Raw genomic sequence first — 22,459 nt, 5'->3', positions numbered from 1 at the left:
AGAATTCCTGTTAAATGATTACTAAAGTAAACCTGAATCGTCTGAAAAATTCTTTGGATGGCTCATTATTAACTGATAAGCTTCATCAGATTTTGTATGCTACGGATGCTTCGGTTTACAGACAATTACCGCTGGGAGTCGCTTACCCAAAAAACATCGGGGATCTTAAGAAAATAATTTCCTATTGTAATCTTCATGAAATTCCAATCATCCCAAGAGCAGCAGGAACTTCCCTGGCCGGGCAATGTGTGGGGGAAGGACTGATTATCGATATTTCTAAATATTTCACGAATGTGTTGAGCCTCGATACTCAGGCAAAGACGGTGAAGGTCGAACCGGGTATTATCAGGGACGAACTCAATATGTACCTCAAGCCATACGGTTTGTTCTTCGGACCGAACACCTCGACCTCGAACCGCTGCATGATAGGAGGTATGGTTGGAAATAATTCCTCCGGTTCAACTTCAATTAAATATGGAGTGACCCGGGATAAGGTGATTGCTCTGGATCTGGTTCTTGCCGATGGTTCCCTGATCACTCTGAAGGATCTTTCTCCTGTGGAGTACAAGGCTAAATTGAGTTTGGACTCTCTGGAAGGGGAGGTTTATCGATTTATCGATTCAGAATTATCTAAAGAAGAAACCCGAAAAGAAATCCGTTCCGGATACCCTGATCCAAAGATCCATCGGCGTAATACGGGATATGCCATCGATGCTTTATTGGATATGGATCCTTTCAGTGGAAATGGAACTCCATATAATCTGAGTAAGTTACTTGCCGGTAGTGAGGGTACTCTCGGGTTTATAGCAGGAATAACCCTTGAGCTCGATGCGCTACCTCCGGTAAATGATCTGGTTATTGCGGCTCATTTCAATAGTGTGGCAGATTGTTGCAGTGCTGTATATGAAGTGATGCAACATGATCTCTATGCCTGTGAAATGATGGATAAGGTGATCCTGGATTGCACAAAGAGCAATAAAGGTCAATTGCCGAACAGATTCTTTATAGAAGGTGATCCTCAGGCGATCTTATTGCTGGAACTTCGTAATGAAGACCTGAATGTTTTGGAGACCCAAAAAGCATCATTGCTAAAATTACTGGAAGAACAAAGGTTGGCCTATGCGTATCCTGTGCTTTATGGAGAGGACACTGAAAAGGCTTTTGAATTGCGTAAAGCCGGACTGGGACTCCTGGGAAATTTGGTCGGAGATAGAAAGGCAGTTGCTTGTATAGAAGATACTGCTGTAAATATCAAAGATTTGAGTGATTATATTCGGGAATTTTCCGGAATCATGGACAATTATGGGCAGAATGCTGTGTATTATGCACATGCCGGAGCAGGAGAGTTGCATTTACGTCCGATTCTCGATCTCAAGATTTCCTCCGATGTAAAAATGTTTCGTCAGATTACTACGGATGTAGCAAACCTTGTCAAGAAATATGGTGGAGTTATGTCGGGAGAGCATGGTGAAGGGCGTGTTCGTTCAGAATTCATCGAATTGATGATTGGATCGAAAAATCTTGAATTGTTAAAACGACTAAAATCGGTCTTTGATCCTAAAGGTATATTTAACCCCGGAAAAATCGTTCATGCAGTTAAAATGGATGCCGACCTCAGGTATGAAACCGACCGGGACGAACCTGAAATAGAAACATTTCTGGATTTTTCAGATTCTGAGGGGGTTCTCAGAGCTGCCGAACGCTGTAATGGTAGTGGGGATTGCAGAAAATCACATCTGTCGAACGGAGCCATGTGTCCGAGTTATCATGCTACCAGGGATGAAAAGGATACGACCAGAGCCAGGGCTAATACGCTTCGAGAAATACTGACGACCAATACACATACCAATAGATTTAATGATGAATCTCTAAAGCAGGTGTTCGACCTGTGTTTGAGTTGTAAAGCTTGTGCAAGTGAATGTCCCAGTGGCGTGGATGCAGCGGCATTTAAATCGGAATTACTCTATCAGTATCATAAGGAAAACGGTGCAAGTATTCGGGACAGGGCCTTTGCTTATAATACACAATTGAATAAGATTAGCTTAATTGCACCAGCATTGGTTCAAAACAAATTAGGCAGCTATTTATTGAAACGATTTTTAGGGGTAGCAGAGCAACGAAATCTGCCGAAAACATACCGATTTGATTTTGATAAATACCTGGAAAGCAGAAGTGTGGGTGCATATGTGAAAAAGGAGATCATATTGTACATCGATGAATTCACGAGGTATATGGATGTGCGTTTGGGAAAGGATGCAATCGATCTCTTTACCGGTTTAGGATATTCCATCACCTTATTCTATGGAGAGAGCGGGCGTAGTTTTATTTCAAAAGGATTTCTGGAGCAGGCAAAAAAATGTGCGGATGAGAATATTCTTAATTTAAAGAAACTCATAAAGAATGAGATTCCGGTCATCGGACTGGAACCTTCTGCGATTCTGACCTTTCGTGACGAATATCTTAGAATGGCGGAAGATTTGACCTTTGCCAAAAATCTGGCGAAGAACAGTTTCCTTGCAGAGGAGTTTTTGGCGGCAGAGAAAAAAGCTGGTGTAATCGACACCGCTGTTTTTACCGACAACAGTAAGGAAATTAAATATCATGTTCACTGCCATCAGAAATCGCTTTCTGATATCAAATGTACATTTGATATTTTGTCATTGCCGGCAAATTATAAAGTTACGATGATCAATGCCGGATGTTGCGGTATGGCGGGATCTTTTGGCTATGAATCGGAACATTATGAAGTAAGCATGAAGATCGGTGAACAAAGATTGTTTCCTGCCGTTCGTAAAGCACCTGTTGAAACGATTATAGCAGCGAATGGTACCAGTTGCCGTCATCAGATCAAAGATGGAACCTCTCGGGATGCGAAGCATCCGATACAAATTCTGAAGGAAGCACTTGTTTAATCAGGAGCAACCATGTAACCGATCAAAGTTTGTGAGCTAGTTTCCGAATAGCTAGAAGAAAGATTGGGGTCTACGAGTTCGGTATTTACCAATTCCCAGGAAATATCTGCGTCTGAGCGAATCATTCCTACCTCAGGGGCAAAGAACAGACTGACATCGGCTATTTCCTGTTCGGTCATTACCGGGAGAGTTACCGGAACACCGTTTACTATGGTTACAACTGCGGCTTTTGCGGTAAGTGTCATCCTGCTTTGCATCACATCGGCATAAGCTACATTGTTAACCGTGTATGAACTATAGATATTTTCCAGTACCGTGGTGACCTTATATTCCATTTCGATCGTATTTCCATCATATTCCCCGCTTGTGGTTCCTTCAGATTCGTACATAACATCACCGATCTCCATTTCCATGTCATATAATACCACATTATCCAGCATGATGCTCGATTCTTCCACATAGGGGATGATCCCTTTAAGTTCTCCATAGAGATATGCTTTGTCATCTTCCGTTCTCACAAAATTCGTATTCAAAACCCTGGTGAAGTATCCGTAATCCGGATCCCGGGCTTCAAATTTTGCATATGACAGGTTATTTATGGTACTGTCCTTGGAAATATACAGACTATCTATACCTGGTTCGTTTGCTTCTACATCATAGGTCCAGTAATTATTTACGGACAGAGGAAAATAATCTCCTTTGGGTTCCGGAGTTTCGGGTGTGCTACCATCATCACTATCTGAACAGGCGAAGAGCGTAAGGGAGATCACGATAACGAAAAATCTAACACTTTGGTTCATAAGTAATTATTTTTCGTTAAGGTAATAAAAAAACGGCTTATTTCTTACCGGTTATAGTTATTGCTGCAAGCAATTCCTTGTAATTCATTCCTTTCAGATCTTCATCGCTGTAAAAGGGAGTCAGTTTATCTTCATGAAAATGATAGAGTTCCCATCTCTTGTTCTGATATTCAAGAGCGGTAAGATTTTCTATCCAGTCACCGGAATTCATATATAAGCAGGTGCCCTGTTTGTTGACCTTCCGAACCATCTGTGGCTGATGAATATGACCGCAGATCACAAACTTATAACCATTATCAATGGCGAGGTCTGCAGCTACCTTTTCGAAGTCTGCCACGTATTTCACAGCCTTTTTAACGCTGTTCTTTATCTTTTTAGAAAGGGAATACTTTTCTCTTCCCATCCGAACTAGCACCCAATTGATCATTCTGTTCAACAGGATCAGCATATCATAGCCCCATCCGCCAAGCTTAGCGATCCATTTGGTATGTTGTATGGAAGCATCGAATACGTCACCGTGAAAGATCCAGGCCTTGCTGCCATTCATTTTAAGGATGAGTTTATCGACGATATGGATATTTCCCATAGATACATCACTGAATTTTCTCAGCATCTCATCATGATTACCGGTGATATAATATACTTCCGTGCCTTTTGTGGAAAGGTCGATGATCTTTTTGATGACCTGCAGGTGTGTTTTCGGGAAGAAGCGTTTACGAAATTGCCAGATGTCGATGATATCACCGTTCAATACCAGTTTTTCCGGGTTTATACTGTTTAAATAGGAGAGTAGTTCACCGGCATGACAACCATAGGTACCGAGGTGTACATCCGAAATTACTACGACTTCAACTTTTCGTTTTCTCAATGTCTAAGAATCTTTTAGCTAAAGAAAGGAACCTTTGTTAGGAGAGTATTACCTGTGAATTAAATATAGATGAGAAGAACGTTAAAAAAACTTAACGAGATCAACTTTCATATTAAGTGATCTTTAGCTGAAATTAATTTTTGTTTATAGGCATTAAAATATATTTTTGTTCAAAATCATATTTCATGGCAGGAAATTCCTTCGGAACCCTATTTACGCTTACAACTTTCGGAGAGTCGCATGGTGAGGCACTTGGTGGAGTAATAGACGGTTGTCCGGCCGGTGTGGAACTGGACCTTAGCTTAATTCAAAAAGATCTGGACCGAAGAAAACCGGGGCAGTCTGCGATCGTGACTCAAAGAAAAGAACCGGATGAAGTGAGAGTACTTTCCGGTGTATTCGAAGGGAAGACGACAGGAACTCCTATTGGATTTGTTATTGAAAATACAAATCAAAAATCCCATGATTATTCACATATTAAAGATAGCTACCGTCCTTCTCATGCGGATTATGTCTATGATCAGAAATATGGTTTCCGCGATTATCGCGGGGGAGGGAGAAGTTCTGCCAGAGAAACTGCCAGCAGGGTGGTCGCAGGGGCTATTGCCAAGCAGGTGCTAAAAGGTGTAACTGTAGAGGCCTTTGTTTCTTCCGTAGGAGATTTAGAACTTACAACCCCGTATCAGGAGTTGACGATTTCAGAAGCAGAAAATAATATCGTTCGTTGTCCTGATCCTGAGATGGCGAATAAAATGGAAAAATATATCAAAGAGATCCGTAAACAGGGAGATACCGTTGGAGGGGTCGTGACCTGTGTGATCAGGAACCTGGAAGTCGGACTCGGAGAACCGGCCTTTGATAAGTTGCATGCCGATCTGGGAAAGGCAATGTTGTCGATCAATGCCGTGAAGGGCTTTGAATATGGAAGTGGTTTCGCCGGATCCAAAATGAAAGGTAGTGAACATAATGACCGTTACAACCCGGATGGTAGTACCCAAACCAATTATTCCGGGGGTATTCAGGGTGGGATCAGTAACGGTATGGACATCTATTTCCGTGTTGCTTTCAAGCCAGTAGCTACAATCATGCAAACACAGCCTACTATCGATAATCAGGGTAATGAGGTGGAGATGACCGGAAAAGGAAGACATGACCCTTGCGTTGTGCCCAGAGCTGTTCCTATTGTGGAAGCAATGGCAGCATTGGTACTCGCAGATCACTTGCTGATCAAACGAACCAATAAATTATAAAGTATTTAACCTGACTAAACCTGAACTACATGAAATTAAAGATCGCTTTACACTGGCAAATTATCATCGGACTCGCTTTGGGTATTATCTGGGCAGTTATATCCAGTCTTTTTGGCTGGAGCGAATTCACTGTGAACTGGATAGCACCTTTCGGGACGATCTTCATCAACCTGTTAAAGCTGATCGCAGTACCACTGGTATTGTTCTCTATTATCAACGGGGTTGCGAATATTGGAGACCCATCAAGTCTCGGAAGAATGGGAGGTAAGACCTTACTGGCCTATCTTCTGACTACAATCTTTGCTGTAGGACTCGGATTGTTACTGGTAAATGTGATCAAACCGGGTAAACTGATCGATGAACAAAGCCGTATCGATAACCGCATTAGCTATGAACTCTGGGCAGCTTCCCAAAATCTGGAAATTAAAGATGGTATCAACTACCTAAAGGATCCTGCATTTATGGAAAGGGCTCAGGAAATCTCCGATCTTTCCAGAGCGGAACTGCATAATGCCACGGTAAGCGAGAAGATGGAAACCGCCAGCGAAACCAAAGATGCGGGACCTTTACAGCCTTTGGTGGATATAGTTCCGGTAAACATTTTCACTTCCCTGGCAGACAACGGACTCATGCTTCAAGTGATATTCTTTGCCTTGTTCTTTGGCATTAGCCTGTTGTTCATACCCGCAGAAAAAGCAGCGCCTGTAAATGCCTTTATCGAAGGAGTTATGGAGATCTTCCTCAAAATGGTTGATATCGTTATGCGAGCCGCACCATTTTTTGTATTCGCCTTACTTGCAGGTGTAGTTAGTAAGATGGCGGGGGATGATCTGGGGAAAGTCGTAGAGATCTTTAAAGGTTTGAGCTGGTATTCACTTACGGTTTTCTTAGGGTTGGTACTGATGATCTTCATCGTTTATCCTTTGATTTTTAAAATTTTCGTCAGAGCGGTTTCGTATACCGGTTTTTTCAAGGCAATAAGTCCGGCACAGGCATTGGCGTTCTCTACTTCTAGCAGTGCGGCAACCCTTCCGGTTACGATGGAATGTGTAGAAGATAATCTCGGTGTTGATAATAAGATCACAAGTTTTGTGCTTCCTATAGGGGCAACAGTTAATATGGATGGTACCTGTTTATATCAGGCGGTAGCGGTTGTGTTCCTTGCACAATTACATATGATCGACCTTACCCTGGCACAACAGCTAACGATCGTTCTTACAGCTACCCTGGCTTCGATCGGGTCTGCAGCGGTACCGAGTGCCGGACTGGTAATGCTCATTATTGTGCTGCAATCGGTTGGACTAAATCCGGGATGGATCGCGATTATTCTTCCGGTAGACCGAATCCTGGATATGTGCCGTACGGTTGTAAACGTTACGGGAGATGCAACGGTTTCTTCAGTGATCGCAAAGAGTGAAGGAATGTTTAAGTATCCCGGAAAACCAGAGAAGGTGAAGAATCCTGCTTAAAAAATCATATTTAGCTGATAATCAGCTTGCAATAAATCTTAAAAGCGATGAAGGCCTTATCTTTCATCGCTTTATTTTATTAATACGATTTTACTAATGTAGGTTTTTTGAAAACTGGTTCGCTTCTATTCTTCAATCCGAACTGTTTTGACATACAAAAATGAGGTGTACACAACAAAATATTTTTCATCCCGTTTTAACCCTATATTTTTAGTCTAACAAAATGAAACTACACAGCGATGTGGAGTTTTTTAACCCCAACTAAATGAACCTACAAATCTTACCTGAATCCTACTTAGAGAAAGCTTCCGGGCTAAAATCCGGAAGTTTTTTTATGATGTAACCGGAAGATTGAACAACGTTCCTTTAGTGCCTGTCTTATAGTTTAACGCAACCGACCCCAAACGGTTACCAATAAAAACGATATAAGTGAGTACGAGATCGAAGGTTTTAAGCGCTAATATTTCCAGACTCCGCGATGATTGTCTTGGAGATCTGGAACATATTGAAAAGCTGATAAAAATATTCAACGAGAGTGTTGAAGAGTACCTTGCTTCAGTAGCGATGTATATCAAGGCAAAAGACCGGTTTTCGATTGTAAGAGCCGGTGGTAAACTGAAGACTGGTCTGTTGATGATCGAAGCGAACAGCTTACTCGATTATCTGGATATGATCGATTACGAATGTCAGCAACTCGACGCATTGATCTATGTTGAAACATTGATATCAGATTTTAAAGGAGAATACCTGCATGTGCGGGATGAATTAAAAAAACAAGTGGAAAAACTACATGGCTAAAAAAATTATCTTACTGGCGGATGAAGACCGAATGCAAGCTACCCTGTTGGCTTTTAGACTTAAAAACTCCGGGTACAAAGTGGTCACCGCCGGAAATGGAAAACAAGCTATGGAATATTTAAAGGAGATCAGCCCCGATCTTATTTTACTGAGTAACCGCTTACCCTACATGACCCCAGATCGGTTTGCTGAAAGGGCAGGGAATATCCCTGTGATTCTTATCAGAGACAGCCGGGAACAACCTGTGAATTTTATCCTTTCAGAAGAGAAGGTTTCAGGTGTTCTTTGGAAGCCTGTTGAACCGAATGTTTGTTTGGAAATGATTGAAACTGTAGCATTTGAATTTCACATACAGAATTCGTGAATACACAACAATTAATTTTTCGAACTAAAAAATAGACCTAATTTTAGGATAGAAATAAAGTGAGTGAATCCCCAAATCCACTCACTACTTAACCTAAATAATAAATTAAATGAGCCTGCAAATCTTACCTGAACCTACCTTTAAAACAAAGCTTCCGGATATGAGTATCGTTCTGGAAGATTGCTATGGTGAAATCGAATACCTGAACGAGATCATCACATTGTTCAAAGAGAGTATCGCTGAATATGTCGAACAAACGGCATTTTTCATTTCCTCTTATGACTTTACCGGTATTTATATGACATCCCACAAGGTTAAGGTCGGACTCGAGTTAATGCGTGCCTTTGGCCTCCTGGAGCTGGTGCTTCAAATGGAGCAATTAAGCTACTACAAGGAGAACATGGGCAACATTATCAAGCTGTTCAACCTGTTCGTTTCTGAATACCCACTGGTGATCCGGTCAATAGAAATGCAGCAAAGCAGGCTGCAGCACAATCCGGTTGCCTGTTAGGCATCGGGAGAGTAACTTTTGAGATTAGTTTTTGGAATTAACCCCGCTGAAGGTATGTCAGCGGGGTTTTTTTATTGTCAGTAAAGTACTTAATTTATTGAAAATTTTGTATCTTTTCTATACAATTTTTAACTGATTAATAATTATGAATTCGCTGGCGTCACTTACTAAACAAACGATGATCTCATGTTTGTTATGTTTTACTATGCTGTTTCCAATGTTCGTATTTCCTCAGGATACCGATGTGGATACTTTAAAGTTCAAGGAGTTCAAAGGAAAGATCGTCGATAGTGCGACTGGCACGGAATTGGTCTTTGCTACACTTACCGTTATGAACACCAATATCAGTACGATTACCAATACCGAGGGGGAGTTCTCGCTTAAAGTTCCGGTAGATATGTCGGAAGGTAATGTACTGATCAATTTTCTCGGCTATCAGTCCAAGACGCTAAGTCTGAATAAATTCCAAAGGAACGGAAATCTTATCGAGTTGGAACCCTCTACCATCGAGTTGGAGGAGGTGAGTCTCTCAACCCCAAAAGATGCTATAGGACTTGTCCGAAAGATGCTGAAGAATAAAGGCAGTAACTATCTCGATGTACCTGTGAAAATGACCGCTTTTTACCGGGAAACTATCAAGAAAAGAAGGAGGGATGCTTCATTATCGGAAGCAGTAGCGTATATCTACAAGCAGCCATATACTTCGGCCCGTAGAGATATCATACAACTCTTTAAATCCAGAAAGAGCACCAATTACAGTCGTTTGGATACCGTTGCGTTAAAATTACAGGGAGGACCTTTTACACCATTGTATATCGACGTGATGAAATATACCGATTATATTTTTACCGATGAGCTTATCGATAATTACACTTTTAGTTTTGATCAATCCACGCTTATCAATGATAAACCCGTTTATGTGGTTAATTTTAGGCAGCGGGAAAATATCATCGATCCGCTTTTCTATGGCAAACTTTATATCGATGCAGAGTCTACCGCTCTTACCAGTGCAGTTTTCAATCTGAATCTGGAGAATCGACAACTCGCCAGTGAATTACTGGTTGCCAGAAAACCGCCGAGAACAGATGTTTATCCAACGGAAGCAGCTTATCGTGTCGATTATAGAATAAAGGATGGTAAATGGTACTTCGGATACGCAAATGTACAACTGGCATTTGTTGTGGATAAAAAAGGCAAGCTTTTCAATTCGAAATATTATGTGAGTAGTGAAATGGCGGTCACAGACTGGGAGGTCGATGGCACCGGAAGGGAAGTGAAACCCAGAGATCGTCTGAGTCCTACTGTCATTATATCCGATGAGGCAGCAGGCTTCTCTGATCCGGAATTCTGGGGTGCGTATAATGTGATTGAGCCTGAAAAGTCAATAGAGTCGGCCATCAATAAAATTCAACGTCAACTCAAAAGAGAGGAAGGGTAACTAGTGTATTCTTCCTTTTTTTGTAGCTTTAGAGCGATTTTAACAAACCTTAATGGTTTTGGCATAATTATGGTGCGTATTTTTATGAACCACCAGTAAGTACTGAACATACAAACAATGAAAAAAATATTTTCCATCATCGTATTATTATCTGCCACTTTTATGTGGGGACAGGTTGAAATGCCTAAAACTCCCATAAAGATTGAAGGAGGAAGTAATAGTACCGGAACCGAAAAAAGTATGTTCAATACTGACCTGCTCAGTAGAAATAACAATTCCAATGCAACTTCTTTATTTTCCATGGATGATGCCGATGAATTTATGAAAGTAGAAGAATTTCTGGATGCAAATCGTAAATTCAAAAAAAGAGGTAATACCGGTAATCCTGAAGAGGAAAAGAAAATGGGTGCCACGACCACTCAGTTCCTGGGTGATTTTAGAAATAATGGTAAGTTCGTCAAAATAGTTTGTCGTGATCACCAGTATGTCGATGGTGACCGGGTCCGTATCATTGTCAATGATATAGTCGTACAACCAAACGTATTGCTCGATGCTACCTATCGTGGCATTTATGTCGATCTTGAAAAAGGATTCAATAAAATAGAATTCCAGGCGCTCAATCAGGGAAGCTCGGGTCCAAATACTGCTGCATTGGCCGTCTTCGATGACCAGGGACAACTGATTTCCGCTAATGAATGGAATCTTTCTACCGGCGTAAAGGCCACAATGATCATCGTAAAAGATAATTAATATAGTCGCTTCTTCGATCACTCCCCACTCATCACTTACTTACTTTATCACTGACTAGCACTATCAGGTTTCTACACACCCATCACTAAGTCACAATGTTGACGTTGCAGAGAACTGTGTCACAACTAACCCAGTGTCGATCTCCTTTGCTGCGCATTCGTCGAGTGTCGATTCTCTGGCTTCGCCCGCGAGAAGTGTCGCCGCGATCATAGTGCTGACGCACGATGATGCTTGAGTGACGTTTTTTGTTATGTAAATTTATTAATGTTGGGACATGCTGACTAAAACTTATTATAAATTGCGATGCAAGGATCGCTATTTATAGTATTTTTTTGATTTTTTCAAAATGTTGCCTTTGGTAACATAATAGATACACAAAGTTGATCAAACTTATAGCCGAAGGCTAAAGGGCCTGAATAGCGAAGAACCCGACACCGCTGCAAGCAGGAGTCCCGATTGCTATCGGGAGACATTCCCCCTTCGCCGCAGGCTGAAGGCGGGATCCACACTGGGTTAGTAGTGAGCTAATTCTGTGCGACGGTGATATTGTGACTTAGTGATGGGTGCGTAGTATTATGGTTATATGTCCTATATAACGTTAAGAGTAACGGATTTATATTTCTTAAATATTAATAAGTTAAGAAGATATTAACAATTTTTTTCCGTAAAAAAGAAGTTATTTGAATAACTAAAATTTAAAGTATAAATGAAAAGAAATCTACACTATGTGTTTTTTATGGTTTGTTTTCTTTTAGCTGCTACTCCTGATGCACATGCTCAGTTGTTCGGGAAGAAGAAAAAGAAAGAAGCCGAAAAATCAGAACAAAAAAAACAACCTCCAAAAGACGGAATTCTACCTTATGGTCAGGTCATTACGAAAGATGCAAAAAGTGATGACGGACTCTTCACCGTTCATGAAGTAAAGGATAAATACTACTACGAGATTCCGGACAGCTTATTCAACAGAGATATGCTGATGGTAAGCCGTATAGCCAAGACTGCGAGTAACCTTGGTTTCGGTGGAGGTAAGGCCAACACACAGGTCTTGAGATGGGAAAAGAAAAATAAGAAAGTTAACCTAAAGGTGATTTCTTATAATGTCTATGCGGCAGATTCACTTCCTATCCACGAAGCGGTGAACAATTCTAACTTTGCGCCGATCCTTTACAGTTTTGATATCAAAGCGCTGGGTAAGGATTCTACAAGTACTGTAGTTGAGGCAACTCCTTTCCTAAATGACGACGTTCAGGCATTGGGTATGCCGGGTTACTACCGTGAGAATTTCAAAGTAACCCGTCTTGATAAGAACAGAAGTTATGTCGAAAGAGTAAGTTCTTATCCGATCAACGTTGAAATGCGTCAGGTACTGACTTATGAATCCAGAAATCCTCCTAGCAATTCAAGTGTTGGATCTATTACTATTGAAATGAGTAACTCTATGATTTTGCTTCCAAAAGAGCCGATGAAAAGACGTTATTTCGATCAGCGTGTTGGATGGTTTGCCAGAGGACAGGTAGATTACGGTCTGGAGGCTCAGGAAAGTAAAACGATCACCTATCTGGACAGATGGAGACTGGAGGTAAAGCCAGAGGATATTGAAAAGTTCAAAAGGGGAGAACTGGTAGAGCCGGTTAAACCGATCGTTTATTATATCGACAGAGCAACTCCTGAAAAATGGAGAAAATATATCAAAGAAGGTATCGAAGACTGGCAGGTTGCTTTTGAAGCTGCCGGATTCAAAAATGCAATTTTAGCTAAGGATCCTCCAACTGCAGAAGAAGATCCTGACTGGTCTCCGGAAGATGCACGTTATTCAGTAGTACGGTACCTCGCATCACCAATCCCAAATGCGAACGGTCCACACACCAGTGACCCGCGAAGTGGAGAGATCATCGAGTCAGATATCAACTGGTACCACAATGTAATGACCTTATTGCGTAACTGGTATTTTGTACAGACTGCTGCGATCAATCCTGATGCCAGAGGTGTGGCATTTAAAGATGAGATCATGGGGCGTTTGATCCGTTTCGTTTCTTCACACGAAGTAGGACATACACTGGGTCTGCCTCACAATATGGGAAGTAGTGTTGCTTATCCTGTTGACAGCCTAAGATCAGCTTCCTTTACCAATAAGTACGGAACTGCACCATCGATCATGGACTACGCACGTTTTAACTATGTGGCACAACCAGGTGACGAAGGAGTTTCGATGATGCCAAATATCGGTATCTATGATAAATATGCAATCAGTTGGGGGTATCGTCCGATACTGGATAAATCACCTACAGAAGAAAAACCGGTTCTTGACAGCTGGATCATGGAACACAACGGCGATCCGTTATATCGTTTTGGAAGACAGCAGCGTTTCGTAATCGATCCAAGCTCACAGACCGAGGATCTGGGTGACGATGCGGTAAAAGCAAGTGAATACGGTATTGCAAACCTGAAGAGAATTGTTCCGAACCTTATCGAATGGACGAAGGAAGACGGAAAGAACTATGATGATCTTGCGGCTCTATATGAGCAGGTATTTGCGCAGTATAACCGTTATATGGGACATGTTTCCAGTAATATAGGTGGTGTTTATGAGTATTATAAGACTTATGATCAGGATGGTGCAGTATATACGCATGTACCTAAGGAACACCAGGAGAAATGTATGGAATTCCTTCAGGATGAATTGTTCAAAACTCCGGAATGGATGATCGTTAAGGATATCACCGATAAGATCGAGCACGACGGTAGTGTGGAAAGAATTCGTACGCTTCAGGTACGTACCCTTGGTAATCTTTTAGAGCCGGGTCGTCTTGCCAGAATTATTGAAAACGAAACGTTGAACGGAAAAGAAGCTTATTCTCTGATCGAGATGATGAGTGATCTTAGAGGGGGTATCTTCAGTGAACTCAGCAGAGGAAGTGCGATAGACACGTATAGAAGAAACCTTCAACGTGCCTACGTGGATGAATTAGGAGCGCTTTTAGCTCAGAAGGATTTACGTTTTTCATCCAGTAAAGTTGACGTAAGTCAATCGGATATCAAAGCGGTGGTAAGAGCAGAACTGAATAACCTTAACAGACAGGTTTCTTCAGGTATCGCTCGTACTTCCGACAGAATGAGCAAGTATCATTTACAAGACCTTAAAGAGCGAATCGATCTTATTCTTAATCCTCAGGGATAGGTAAGTCTTCTTGAAAAGATTCAAATTTCAGAGCCCGGAAGTAATGCTTCCGGGCTTCTTTTTTTCCGGAATGTCCTCAAAATTATGTATCTTACGTATAGCGATTTTTCCCTTGCTATACCGCATAAACACTCAAATACACTTAAAAATGGAGACTGATTTCAAGCAATTAAGTGATGTGGATTTCGGCAAGATGGTATTACGTGTAGTACCTGATATCTATCCTTATATCAAACATCGTCTTTTCCTTGCAGAGACTTCTGGAGTGGTGCCAAAGAATATGTATAAGGCAGGCGGACTCCTGGATGATGCAATCCTCAGATTATATGAAAAAAGAGAAACCGTAAATAACCTTAAGGAACTTAAGATCCTGTTATTTACCTGTGTTGAAAAACGGCTGAACAAACTTTACAAACAGGAATCCTTTCACAAGGACACGGTCAGTACCAGTAAAATCCTCAAAAAAGAACTGCAGATGATGGATGAACAATATTTTCTGGATGCAGAGGAGGATATAGTGATGAAGGATGAACTCGATGATATCTCATACCATCAGGAAGGAGGGGAGCGCCCAGTATTTCTGTATGATGACACCGAAAAGAACATCGTCAGTATGATCGCCGAAAAAGATCATACGATCAAACTTGATACTGAAAAGCGACTCGCGATTCATCGGGTGTATAAATGGTTGCCCAGAAAAACTTCTAATATTCTGGATCTTTATTTGTTCGGCAAAATGGACTTCGAGGAGATCGCATTGGTACAAAAAGTAACCATCGATGAGATTCGGGAGATCATGATGTCGGTACGGAAGAGCTTTCGGAAGAATCTGGAATAAAAAAAGGCTGCCTTCCAAATAGAAGACAGCCCTGACATATAATCAAAATCAATAAAATACTTATTCGTTTGAAGCCATAAGCGCAAAGAACTTATCGATATTCGGAAGGATCACGATACGAGTTCTTCTGTTTTTAGAACGATTCTCTTTGGTTTCATTGTCAGCAACCGGATGGTAGCTGCTACGACCAGAAGCGATCAGTTTAGCCGGGTCAACACCGAACTCATTCTGCAACTTACGAACTACAGAAGTCGCACGAAGAACACTTAGATCCCAGTTATCAGAAACTTTTTCATTGTGGATAGTACGGGCATCGGTATGCCCTTCAACCATTACTTCAACACTTGGCTCAGAGTTGATCACGTCAGCAAGTTTCTTCAAGATATCATCAGCTTTATTACTAACTCTGTAGCTGGCAGTATTGAAAAGCAGCTTGTCAGAAATAGAGATCATTACTACGGTCTCTTCGATATTGATAGCGATATCCTCATCTTCATTAAGTTCATTGCTATCGATACTTTTCTGGAGGTTATAAGAAACAGCAAGATTCATAGAATCTTTAAGAGTTTTAGCTTGACTAAGCGCAGCAGGATCTACGTTTTTAAGAGTCTCTCGCATTCCTTTTTTAGCGTCTTCAGACATCACGGCTACATCTTCAACAGATACAAGCATTCCGTTCTTTTCTTCAGTAAGGGAATTGATACGAGAGTTATAGTCATCTACACGAGCCTGAATTGCTTCGAATTTACGTTCCAGTTCTTCTTTTTCAACGGTGGTTTTAGTCAATTCACTTTTAATTTCACCGTTTTCCTGCTGAAGGGCCACGTATTTCTTCTTCGATACACAAGATGCTAGCAAAACAACTGCAAGCAATGAGATTGATAGTTTTTTCATAATGATATTTATAGTTTGTTATACTTACGGTCAAATCGGAAGATCAGATCATATTGAAAGTCCAAAATCCCGGATTATATGGGGTTTTGTCAGATTAATCCACCGATAACACTATTATAATCAAAGTTCTACGGCGTTTGATTGAGGTGTTAAAATTTTTATAAAATTTCATCGATTAAGTGTTATGTATAGCCGATAAACGTCATTTGGTACAGAAAATATACCTTAAAAATAGTGCGAACAGGAGGGAAGGTTGACACATTAATGGAAGACTTTGTAATGCTTTAAATATCAGTTTATTCCGGATTTAATGCATTTTGACTGAAATTTATGGCAATCGCGTACTGAATGTTTATTTTGCTGGAAATAAGTCACTTTAAAGCTGTGTAAAAGCATTATACCAATCAAAGTGAAACAACCTAAACTACTATACCTGGTAATTTCTGCCATGCTTTTTTCATGTGCGGATGATGGCAATACGGGAGTGGTGGAAAATTTACCACCAGCGATCCCAGAATTGAACACTCCTGATAACTATGAGCTTATCAAAGGGGGTAATGTCGAATTCAGTTGGGATGAGTCGTTAGACCCGGAGCATGAGAGTGTTTCTTACAATCTACAGATATCCAGAAATATTGACTTCACGGATCTGTTTTATTCAAATCGATCTGAAACAAATTCCTATGAAACAGAACTGAAACGAGGAGTTCCGTATTACTGGCGTGTTCGTGCCATGGATCAAATGCGCAACACCAGCGATTTTTCAGGCTACCGGCAAATCTATCTCGATGATCCGACTTTAGCGAACTATAAGCCATTTGCACCGGAATTGATAAGTCCGGTTTTAAATGATACGCTTAGTTCAAATGCTGTATTGTTACAATGGAGTTGTTATGATATCGATGATGATCCGCTGACGTACGATATATTTCTTTCAGAGAATTATCCGCCGGATTATCTGATAAGCACCGGACAAAGCGGTACGAGTTTACATTTAAGTCTGGAAAGCAAACCGGTGTATTATTGGCGCGTAGTCGCAAAAGATCTTGACGGTGCAGAAAACAAAAGTCCGATCTGGTATTTTAAAACTGATCTTTAGTTTATTGATACGAATTACAATAAGGATACTGGTGACAATGGTGAAGGAAGGGTGTTATTTCCGTTACTTTCTAAATTTTCTATTTTACATAATATAAATTATAGGACAAAACAATAATCCCTCAAATACCACTAATAATTGTTCGAAAACAGAAATGCAGAAAACAGAAAGTTGTTTACTGCATCACTGCTCACTGCCTTAAATAACATGTATTGAGAATTGAGAATTGAGAAATGTGAATTGAATTCAGAAAACAGCTTCACTATGTCACTATTTCACACTGTAACAAGTAATTCAGAAAACAGTTTTCTGCGTTACTGTTTACCTAATTATAAGATTCCTTTACCAACGATTCCAGCGTTACTACTTTGAATTTCGGTGCGGCTTTAAAGCATTGGTTTAAGATCGACATATGACCGTTTCCGAATAAGACCAGGATTCTGTCGTTCTCTGTGGGTTGTGTTTTCAGAATATTGTTGAAGATCCTGAGATTACGGCTGTACCACCACATGGCCAATGCATCGGGACCCTGGTCATCTGTGGTATTGAAACCAGATGATAGATAATGACCATGCATACGTGTAAGTACGTCTGGCTTGGCCATCATCAAGAATGTTTCCAGCAGAGACATGTTCTTTTCCATTTCATCACTGGCATCATAAAGTTTTCGGTATCTGGCGTTCCAGAATATATCGGAGTCATCATTAACCGATTCTGAAGTGGTTCCATATAATTTTTCCGTAAAAGATGCCTGTTCCTCCTTGGTCAGATTATTACTGAATGCTGAAATCAGATTCGAAGCATCTACGGCATATAACTTTTTATGTCCCAATGCTGCACCTAAGCGATAGGCAACCTGGTATACTTCACTTCTTTTCAGTTCAAAATTTCCATTCAAATATGCTGCATACAATGAATCATGATACGATTGTTTAAAAGATTCGATATAGATCTTTGTGGGTTTGAACTTCTCGATCACCTCCAGCATCTCTTTTAATTCCTTTTGCTTTTGGTCTGAAAGGATATCCATTTTATCTTCTTCGGCTGTTTTATGGGAATCCAGGCCGGGATAGTTAAAATGGAAAGTTCCTAATAACAGTACCTCCGTAGGTTTTGTTCCTGCTACTAAAATTTTGTCCGGATCCGCATTTTCAATCTTTTCCCAGTTGACATTCTGAGCGCAAAGGCTCGCAGTAAGTAACATGGCTAAACTGATAATAATTAAATGATGTTTCATAGTTCGATTATTTTAATTGATACTGCAAGCTGTCACAAACTCTTATCATTATCAAATAAGTTCTGTATAACCATTAAACTACCCTGTAAACCTTAAAACTCGCTATTTCCGGATTCACCGACCGATTTTCAGGGTTTACAGATTTTATTAGTTTAATTTGACCTCACCCCTTATTTTTAGGGTTATGACCAAAAATCAAAGAATCGTCCTTTACAGTATCTGTATTCTGCTTTTCCTTTTCGGATTCGATCTGTTGAATAGCTTAAATTCGGGGAAACCTATTGTTTGGACTCGAATATTTAACTATTTCATACTAACGCAACTCCTCTATATTTCCGCCATCTTTTGGTTGAGCTATATGCTTTGGAATAACGTCTGGCCGCGGCGAAAATGGTATAAAATCGTTGGGGTGATCCTATTTCTCTTTACGTTCTTTATAAGCTTTCGGTATGTTATTGAAGAAGTGATAAGTCCGTTAGTTCTCGGTCATGGAAATTATTTTGAGGGTGTTTCCTTCCAGTATTATGTCAGTGATAATCTTTACTATGCCAGCATCTATATCGTGGTTGGGTTTTTACTGTTTCTACTCGATTATCAGATAAGGTTGCAAAAGGAGAAAGCTGAACTGGAGATCACTACCAAAAATGCTGAACTCGATTTTCTGAAATTACAGGTGAGTCCGCATTTTCTTTTCAACGCATTGAATTCGATCTACGGACTGGCTTACAAAAAATCAGATCATACCCATGAAGCTATTCTTCAATTGAGTAATTTAATGCGGTATATGCTCTATGAAAAGAATCAAATGGTCAGCCTGGATAAGGAATGGGAAATGCTCGAAGATTTTATTGCGCTTCAGGCTATTCGCCTGAATCTCCCATTACAGCTGGATATTCAAAAAAATGGAGATACTTCTCCGATCATGGTACCCCCCTATCTCCTGATCACCTTTGTTGAGAATGCTTTCAAGCACGGGAAATTAACCGGGACAGCTATGCCGTTTAAAATATTACTGGAAGTTAAAAATAATAATGTCCACTTTATTTCTGAGAATAGTAATGGCAAGATCAACAAGGATGAACAAAAAGGAATCGGATTGGACAATATTAAAAAGAGGTTGGAGCTATTATATCCGAATCGTCATACCTTGAAGATAGACCAATCGGAAGCGTTTTATAAAATCGACTTAACATTACAAGGGAATGAAAATTAGAACCGCCATACTGGATGACGAGCCCATAGCCTTAGAAATATTAAAGGACTATGTGGAGAAGACTACCGCACTGGAATTGGTTGCTGCTCAAACGGATGCTTTTGAAATTCTCGAATTGGTTCAGAATAATAAGGTCGATCTGGTGCTTCTGGATATTCAGATGCCTGAACTCACAGGTATTCAGTTTATGAAGATCATCGGCGATAAGTGTGCTGTGATCTTAACCACAGCCTATTCGGAATATGCGTTAGATGGCTATGAATTCAATGTGATCGATTACCTTTTAAAACCTATATCCTATGATCGTTTTGTGAAAGCGATCGACAGGATCAATCCTGTTGGTCGGTCTCAGTCTGTCGCAGGGAACAATGCTGATTTCATCTTTGTGAAAACCGGTTATATAACCTTAAAGATCAGTACTCAGGATATTGTTTATATCAAGGCAGCCAGTGATTATATCGAATATTATCTTTCCGATCAAAAAAAGATTTTAAGTCTGGATAATTTAAAGGATGTTCAGGGCCGCTTGCCTGAAAATTTCCATCGAATCCATAAATCCTATATCATTAATTTAAAGCATATCATTTCGATTGAAAGGCATCGTATCACTACGAAATTGACGCATCTCATTCCGATCGGAGACAGTTATAAAGATGGTTTCTTTGAACGCATTCAGTCCTGACCATGAATCGTGTGTATCAGAGTCCGAATACCATGATACTTCCGGCTGGATGGACATCGGTACCCCCCACACTAATTACGACATATTGTTTTTCGTCCCATTCATAGGTAGATGGCGTAGCATTTGCGATGGCCGGTAAGGGATACTCCCATAGCATTTCGCCGCTGCGTTTATCATACGCTTGTAATTTCCGATCCTCACCCCCACTGATAAATATAAGTCCGCCAGCGGTAACGATGGGTCCTGGCCTTCCTTCCAGTCCGGTCGCAGTTGTACCAGTTTGTAAGGAATCAATGGAACCTACCGGTACTTTCCAGAGGTATTCACCGGTAGCGACATTTAGCGCCTGTAAAGTGCCCCAGGGTGGTTTAATAGTTCGGTTCCCTTTATCATCCGTCCATATTCTATATGCGGTCTTATTGATGAAGTTTAAATTTTCACCAGAAGTGGCTACCTCGTGTTCTTTTGATTGTGTTTCGCTGATCACACGGCGGTCATCATAAACGAAATCGAGCAAAGCGTCTAATTCCTCCTCTAAAAATACATTTCCGAAAGCGGGCATAATCCCACTTCCATTTTCGATCCGTTTTTTGGCCTCCTCTCTGGAAAGGCGGCTATGGATTCCAGTAAGGGCTGGGGTCGTAGTACCTACCCCCTGTTTTTGCAGTCCGTGACAACTCGCGCAATGCCATTGATAGATTTCACTTGCCAGTTTGTCGGGGGGAGTATTTTTATCGTTTTTAACTGGTTGTCTGACCAGTGTGATCAGTTCCGGTGCATTATTACCTCTTATATATAAGATCCCGGTCTCTTTGTCATAGGCAGCACCACCCCATTCACCCCCGCCAAGGCTTCCCGGTAACGAAAGCGTACCTTTTAGATCCGGAGGGGTAAACAACCCTTCATGTCGGTAACTCCTGAACTTTTGAAGTAGGGAATCAAATGAAATCGCCGTTGAATTTTGAAGATCTGTTTCCCTGATTCCTTGTTTAACAAACGGATCTGGTTTTTCCGGAAAGGGTTGTGAAGGCCAGGCTTCTTCTCCCGGCAAATTTGAGGAAGGAACCGATCTTTCATGAATTGGATATAAAGAGACACCGGTTTTGCGATCAAAGATAAAGATGAAACCATGTTTGGTGATCTGGGCGACAGCCGGGATTTCCTGCCCGTCTCTAACAACAGTGACCAGATTGGGCGCTGCCGGCAGATCATAATCCCACAAGTCATGGTGTACGACCTGAAAATGCCATTTATAGGATCCGGTGGCTGCATCGAGTGCCAGTAATGAGTTTCCGTAGAGATTCGCTCCCTTCCTGTCGGCTCCATAATTATCATAGGTAGGAGAGCCCAATGGAATATAGACTATTCCCAATTCATCATCGAGGCTCATTCCAGCCCAGTTATTGACGCCTCCGGAAGTCTTCCAGGCATGTTCCGGCCAGGTTTCATTTCCCGGTTCACCGGGTAAAGGGATCGTATGAAAAGTCCATTCAAGCTTCCCGGTCAGGCAATTGTAGGCCCGGATATAACCCGGTGGTGCTCCCTTTTTATCCTGCAGACGATTTCCGAGTATGATCAGATCTTTATATATGATTCCGGGTGTTGATACGGTCATAAACATTTTATCCGGATCATCTCGTAATCCGATCCTGAGGTCAACTTTACCCTGGTTTCCAAAGGAAGAAATGGATTTTCCGGTGATGGCATCCAGTGCATAAAGCTGGTTGCCTCCGGCAAAAAGAATACGTTTATCAGATTTCTTTTCCCAATAGGTGACCCCCCGGTTTACACCACTACCCGCCCCTCCTTCAAAGGTCCATAACCGCTTGCCTGAAGTAATATCGATGGCATAAACCACAGCATTAGCAGATAGAGTATAGAGGATTTTACCAATTATAATGGGGTTACTTTGACTCATCCCGGACTTCTTTCCCTTGGGCAGATCGTCCATTGTGAATTCCCAGATCTTATGCAGTGAATCTACATTTTCTGAGGTGATTAGGTCTAAAGAAGAATATTTAGAGTTTTCCCGATCTGCATTATAAACAGTCCAGGAATTATTTTCATGAAGTTTTTCTTTACATGAGTAACACCAGAGTATTATCGGTGTACCTATCAAAATGATAGAAATAATTTTCCGGTTCAAATTCATACATAC

Annotated in this window: 18 protein-coding genes; 13 read left to right on the top strand and 5 right to left on the bottom strand. The window is 40.9% G+C overall.

Annotation, left to right across the window (positions count from 1 at the left end; translation table 11 throughout):
- The first annotated feature begins 14 nt into the window (after positions 1–14).
- Complete coding sequence (locus DMZ48_RS05990; RefSeq protein ID WP_143954204.1) at positions 15–2,912, top strand: FAD-binding and (Fe-S)-binding domain-containing protein; 2,898 nt, start codon at positions 15–17, stop codon at positions 2,910–2,912.
- Here the strand turns inward: DMZ48_RS05990 and DMZ48_RS05985 are convergent.
- Positions 2,909–3,712: a hypothetical protein gene (locus DMZ48_RS05985; protein WP_143954203.1), complete on the bottom strand. Its 804-nt coding sequence runs from the start codon at positions 3,710–3,712 to the stop codon at positions 2,909–2,911. The genes DMZ48_RS05990 and DMZ48_RS05985 overlap by 4 nt on opposite strands.
- Before the next feature lie 37 nt (positions 3,713–3,749).
- On the bottom strand, positions 3,750–4,580 hold the full coding sequence (locus tag DMZ48_RS05980) for a UDP-2,3-diacylglucosamine diphosphatase (RefSeq protein WP_143954202.1): 831 nt from the start codon (positions 4,578–4,580) through the stop codon (positions 3,750–3,752).
- Positions 4,581–4,765: 185 nt separating this feature from the next.
- On the opposite strand from DMZ48_RS05980, the gene aroC reads away from it, so the two are divergent.
- The 9 genes from aroC to DMZ48_RS05935 all read left to right on the top strand — a co-directional run bounded on the left by aroC (position 4,766) and on the right by DMZ48_RS05935 (position 15,176).
- Positions 4,766–5,830, top strand: coding sequence for a chorismate synthase (gene aroC / locus DMZ48_RS05975; protein WP_143954201.1), 1,065 nt, complete (start codon positions 4,766–4,768; stop codon positions 5,828–5,830).
- A gap of 29 nt (positions 5,831–5,859) precedes the next feature.
- A complete protein-coding gene (locus DMZ48_RS05970) occupies positions 5,860–7,299 on the top strand; it encodes a dicarboxylate/amino acid:cation symporter (RefSeq protein ID WP_143954200.1) in 1,440 nt (479 codons plus the stop codon).
- 429 nt (positions 7,300–7,728) lie between these two features.
- The gene (locus tag DMZ48_RS05965; protein ID WP_143954199.1) at positions 7,729–8,097 is read left to right on the top strand and encodes a hypothetical protein; all 369 of its coding nucleotides are present in this window, start codon (positions 7,729–7,731) and stop codon (positions 8,095–8,097) included.
- A complete protein-coding gene (locus tag DMZ48_RS05960; RefSeq protein ID WP_143954198.1) occupies positions 8,090–8,461 on the top strand; it encodes a response regulator in 372 nt (123 codons plus the stop codon). The genes DMZ48_RS05965 and DMZ48_RS05960 overlap by 8 nt, the downstream gene beginning before the upstream one ends.
- A gap of 109 nt (positions 8,462–8,570) precedes the next feature.
- Positions 8,571–8,972, top strand: coding sequence for a hypothetical protein (locus tag DMZ48_RS05955; protein ID WP_143954197.1), 402 nt, complete (start codon positions 8,571–8,573; stop codon positions 8,970–8,972).
- Positions 8,973–9,117: 145 nt separating this feature from the next.
- On the top strand, positions 9,118–10,410 hold the full coding sequence (locus DMZ48_RS05950; RefSeq protein ID WP_143954196.1) for a carboxypeptidase-like regulatory domain-containing protein: 1,293 nt from the start codon (positions 9,118–9,120) through the stop codon (positions 10,408–10,410).
- Positions 10,411–10,527: 117 nt separating this feature from the next.
- Positions 10,528–11,160 (top strand): hypothetical protein, encoded by a 633-nt coding sequence (locus DMZ48_RS05945; RefSeq protein WP_242009136.1) that lies wholly within the window; start codon positions 10,528–10,530, stop codon positions 11,158–11,160.
- Positions 11,161–11,866: 706 nt separating this feature from the next.
- A complete protein-coding gene (locus tag DMZ48_RS05940; protein WP_422395436.1) occupies positions 11,867–14,338 on the top strand; it encodes a zinc-dependent metalloprotease in 2,472 nt (823 codons plus the stop codon).
- 148 nt (positions 14,339–14,486) lie between these two features.
- Positions 14,487–15,176, top strand: coding sequence for a hypothetical protein (locus DMZ48_RS05935; protein WP_143954194.1), 690 nt, complete (start codon positions 14,487–14,489; stop codon positions 15,174–15,176).
- Positions 15,177–15,236: 60 nt separating this feature from the next.
- Here DMZ48_RS05935 and DMZ48_RS05930 read toward each other — a convergent pair whose 3' ends face one another.
- Positions 15,237–16,070 (bottom strand): OmpA/MotB family protein, encoded by an 834-nt coding sequence (locus DMZ48_RS05930; protein ID WP_143954193.1) that lies wholly within the window; start codon positions 16,068–16,070, stop codon positions 15,237–15,239.
- Between the two features lie 409 nt (positions 16,071–16,479).
- On the opposite strand from DMZ48_RS05930, the gene DMZ48_RS05925 reads away from it, so the two are divergent.
- A complete protein-coding gene (locus DMZ48_RS05925) occupies positions 16,480–17,169 on the top strand; it encodes a fibronectin type III domain-containing protein (RefSeq protein WP_143954192.1) in 690 nt (229 codons plus the stop codon).
- Between the two features lie 325 nt (positions 17,170–17,494).
- Here the strand turns inward: DMZ48_RS05925 and DMZ48_RS05920 are convergent, their stop codons facing one another.
- Positions 17,495–18,406, bottom strand: a complete 912-nt coding sequence (locus tag DMZ48_RS05920) for a DUF5694 domain-containing protein (RefSeq protein ID WP_143954191.1) — start codon at positions 18,404–18,406, stop codon at positions 17,495–17,497.
- A 184-nt stretch (positions 18,407–18,590) separates the two neighbouring features.
- Here DMZ48_RS05920 and DMZ48_RS05915 point away from each other — a divergent pair, with 184 nt between their 5' ends.
- Together DMZ48_RS05915 and DMZ48_RS05910 are read left to right on the top strand one after the other, a co-directional pair.
- The gene (locus DMZ48_RS05915) at positions 18,591–19,619 is read left to right on the top strand and encodes a sensor histidine kinase (protein WP_143954190.1); all 1,029 of its coding nucleotides are present in this window, start codon (positions 18,591–18,593) and stop codon (positions 19,617–19,619) included.
- Positions 19,609–20,301, top strand: a complete 693-nt coding sequence (locus DMZ48_RS05910; RefSeq protein ID WP_143954189.1) for a LytR/AlgR family response regulator transcription factor — start codon at positions 19,609–19,611, stop codon at positions 20,299–20,301. Before DMZ48_RS05915 ends, DMZ48_RS05910 begins: the two co-directional genes overlap by 11 nt.
- A gap of 16 nt (positions 20,302–20,317) precedes the next feature.
- On the opposite strand, the gene DMZ48_RS05905 is transcribed toward DMZ48_RS05910, so the two are convergent.
- Entirely contained in the window at positions 20,318–22,453 is a 2,136-nt protein-coding gene (locus tag DMZ48_RS05905; RefSeq protein WP_143954188.1) for an outer membrane protein assembly factor BamB family protein, read from the bottom strand.
- Positions 22,454–22,459: the final 6 nt, after the last annotated feature.

The organism is Robertkochia solimangrovi, assembly GCF_007279655.1.
Classification (GTDB): Bacteria; Bacteroidota; Bacteroidia; order Flavobacteriales; family Flavobacteriaceae; genus Robertkochia; species Robertkochia solimangrovi.
This window is presented reverse-complemented; position numbering and strand designations above follow the sequence as displayed.